3 protein-coding genes are annotated in these 3,165 nt (G+C 65.5%); all 3 read left to right on the top strand.

Annotation, left to right across the window (positions count from 1 at the left end; translation table 11 throughout):
• Positions 1–247 precede the first annotated feature (247 nt).
• Genes B3D39_RS13700 through tmk form a run of 3 tightly spaced genes read left to right on the top strand, consistent with a single transcriptional unit; the run spans position 248 to position 3,025 of the window.
• Positions 248–1,213 (top strand): SPOR domain-containing protein, encoded by a 966-nt coding sequence (locus B3D39_RS13700; protein WP_078601872.1) that lies wholly within the window; start codon positions 248–250, stop codon positions 1,211–1,213.
• Positions 1,214–1,228: 15 nt separating this feature from the next.
• Positions 1,229–2,404, top strand: a complete 1,176-nt coding sequence (locus B3D39_RS13695) for a D-alanyl-D-alanine carboxypeptidase family protein (RefSeq protein ID WP_078520229.1) — start codon at positions 1,229–1,231, stop codon at positions 2,402–2,404.
• Between the two features lie 6 nt (positions 2,405–2,410).
• The gene (gene tmk / locus B3D39_RS13690) at positions 2,411–3,025 is read left to right on the top strand and encodes a dTMP kinase (protein ID WP_274962188.1); all 615 of its coding nucleotides are present in this window, start codon (positions 2,411–2,413) and stop codon (positions 3,023–3,025) included.
• The last annotated feature ends 140 nt before the right edge of the window (positions 3,026–3,165 follow it).

Genomic DNA, 3,165 nt, shown 5'->3' with positions numbered 1-3,165 from the left:
CACGGTAGACTTTCACCTACGTCGGTTTTCAAGACCGGTGCATTAAACCACTCTGCCACTCCTCCGACCGGCTTCGCTTAGACCGCTTCACGCGATTCTGAAAGTCTTGCGCGCCGTTTTCCGCGCGTAGGCGTTGGGGCAGCTTTTCACGGGCTCTGCAAATCGCTAGGATCGCGCGTAACGCATGGCGCAAGCGGTGCAGACGCGCAGGCAAGAGGCGGGCAAACCGCGCGAAAAGGGGCACAGGATGACTGAGCAGAAGAAGATGACGCGCAAGCGGGTGACGGGCTTTGCCCTGATGCTGGGCGCGGGGATCGCGCTGGCAGGCTGTCAGGAAAGCGGCGGCTCCCCGTTCGGGATGTTCAAGAAGAAGCCTGCGGACGAGACCGTAAGCCCCGGCGACGCCGAGACCGTCACCGAAAACGGCCAGAAGATGATCGAGCGCGACGTCGAAGCGCCGCAGGTCTTCTCGGTCGACGAAAAGGGCCTCTGGGACGGGCGCCCCTCGCTGGGCGGCGTCTGGGTCGCGCATCCGAACGTGAAAGACCCCGAGCGGGTGATCATCCGCAACCCGTCGAACGGCAAATTCGTGATCGGGGCGCTGTTCAAGCGCGAGACCGACAATCCCGGGCCGAAACTGCAGGTCAGCTCGGATGCGGCCGATGCGCTGGGGCTGCTGGCGGGCGCGCCGACCGAGCTCTCCGTCGTGGCGCTGCGCCGCGAGACGGTTCCGGTCAAGGAAGACAAGCCCGCGCCGCTCGTCGACAAGCCGGTGATCGCGGCCCCTGAAGAGGTGGAGCAGAAGTCGCTCGACGAGGTGACATCGACCGCGGCGGCCGGCATCGCCAAGGCCCAAGGCACGCCGAAGCCCGCAGCGAAACCAGTCAAGCCCGCAATCGGCGCGGCCCCTGCCCCGGCGCCCGCCCCCGCAGCCCCGGTAGCTGCAGCAACTCCGCAGCCGAGCACGCCGAAAATGAGCACCGGCGCAGGCTATATCCAGATCGGCATCTTCTCCGTCGAGGCGAATGCGAAACGCGCCCAGAGCCAGATGGCCAAGGCGGGCGTCATCGCCGAGATCAAGAAGGAACAGAGCCACTCCAAGACCTTCTGGCGCGTGATCGCGGGCCCTGCGCCCACGAAATCCGACCTCGACGCGCTCAAGACCAAAATTCACGGACTGGGCTATCCTGACGCCTACCCCGTCTCGAAATAGGACTACGCAGAAGATATGACCTTCATTCGCCTGATCGCCGCCACGCTTGCAGCCTGCCTGTTCGCCCTGCCCGCCGCCGCCTTCGACACCAAGGCCCATGCGGCTTGGGTCTATGACCTCTCGACCAAGACCGTCCTGATGGCGAAGAACGCGGATATCCCGCTGCCCCCGGCGTCCATGTCGAAGCTGATGACGCTCGATCTGCTATTCGAGGCGCTGGAAGACGGCCGGGTCACGATGGACACGACCTTCCCGGTCTCGGAGCACGCGCAGTCGATGGGCGGCTCGACGATGTTCCTCAATACGACCGACCGCCCCACCGTGCGCGATCTGATCCAGGGCATCATCATCAACTCGGGCAACGACGCCTGCGTCGTGGTGGCCGAGGGGCTGGCGGGCTCGGAGTCCTCCTTCGCCGATCTGATGACCGAGCGCGCGCATGAGCTGGGCATGAAGAACTCGATGTTCGCCAACTCGAACGGCTGGCCCGACCCGGGTCAACGCATGTCGGTCCATGATCTCGGCATCGTCGCGAGCCGGATCATCACCCATTTCCCGCAATATTATCACTTCTTCAGCGAGACCCATTTCAACTATAAGGATCGCGCCCCGGCCAATGCCGAGAACCGCAATCCGCTCCTGGACATTCGCGCCGCCGACTGGAAGGCCGATGGCATGAAAACCGGCCACACGCAGGAAGCGGGCTACGGCCTCGTGGGCTCCGCCGTGATGGGCGAGCGCCGCATCGTCTTCGTGCTGGCAGGCATGCCCTCCGAGCAGTCGCGCCGGTCGGAAGGCGAAGCGGTCGCGAACTGGGCCTTCCGTCAGTTCGTGATGAAGGACGTGGCGAAGGCGGGCACCCAGCTCGCCGAAGCGCCGGTCTGGCTGGGCGGCAAATCGACCGTCGGCCTTGCGCCGAAAACCGATCTGTCGCTGCTGGTTCCCGCGGGTTCGAAGGACAAGGTAACCGCCGAGGCCGTGTTCAAAGGTCCGCTGCAGGCACCGATCAAGCAAGGTCAGGAAGTCGGCAAACTGGTGATCACCGTGCCGGGCCTCGACAATGCCAACGAAGTGCCGCTCGTCGCCACCGAGGACGTCAAGAAAGGCGGCTTTGTCGTGCGCGTGAAAGCGGCGCTGGCGCGGCTGTCGGGCAAGGCGTTCGAGGCGGCGATGGAACGGGTGAACAGCTAAGCGCGCATGTTCATCAGCTTCGAGGGGATCGACGGATCGGGTAAATCCACACAGGCGCGGATGCTGGCCGAAACCCTGCGGGACGCGGGGCGCGAGGTCGTTCTGACGCGCGAACCCGGCGGCTCTCCGGGGGCCGAGGAAATCCGCCGTCTGGTGCTTGAGGGCGATCCCGACCGCTGGTCCGCAGAGACCGAGATCCTTCTGTTCACCGCCGCCCGCCGCGACCATCTGGAGCGTGTGATCGAACCGGCGCTCGCCGCAGGCAAGGTCGTGATCTGCGACCGTTTCGCGGATTCGACCCGGATGTATCAAGGCCTCTCGCGCGGCGATCTGCGCGCGGTGGTCGATCAGCTCCACGCCCTGATGATCGGACGCGAACCGGACCTGACCGTGCTGATCGACATCGACCCGGCTGTGGGGCTGTCGCGCGCCAAGGGGCGGCAAGGCACCGAGGAGCGGTTTGAGGATTTCGGCGTCGGCCTGCAGGAAAAGATGCGCGCGGGTTTCCTGTCGCTGGCGAAAGAATTCGCGCCCCGCTTCCGCGTGATCGACGGCGCGCGCGAGGCCGATGCGATTGCCGCCGATGTGCTGCGTGCCGTGCAGGCGGAACTGCAGAGCTAAGGGCAGCGCCAGACCCTCGGGTGGGCGCTTCGCAACGTTGATGGCTTGGCGTTTTATCTCGAAAGCCCAGGAAAACCCGCGTGCCCGCGATGTCATCGCCAATGCGCCCTCCCGGTGGGAGGGTCGGGCGCGGCCCGGGG

This window comes from Thioclava sp. UBA3469, assembly GCF_002378135.1.
Taxonomy (GTDB): Bacteria; Pseudomonadota; Alphaproteobacteria; order Rhodobacterales; family Rhodobacteraceae; genus Thioclava; species Thioclava sediminum.
Note: the sequence above shows the minus strand (reverse complement) of the source record. Positions and strands in the feature narration are given on the sequence as shown.

What these genes read in the sequence shown, in the direction of transcription:
- B3D39_RS13700 (WP_078601872.1), top strand. Translation starts at nt 248, where the DNA reads ATGACTGAGCAGAAGAAGATGACGCGCAAGCGGGTGACGGGCTTTGCC.
- B3D39_RS13695 (WP_078520229.1), top strand. Translation starts at nt 1,229, where the DNA reads ATGACCTTCATTCGCCTGATCGCCGCCACGCTTGCAGCCTGCCTGTTC.
- tmk (WP_274962188.1), top strand. Translation starts at nt 2,411, where the DNA reads ATGTTCATCAGCTTCGAGGGGATCGACGGATCGGGTAAATCCACACAG.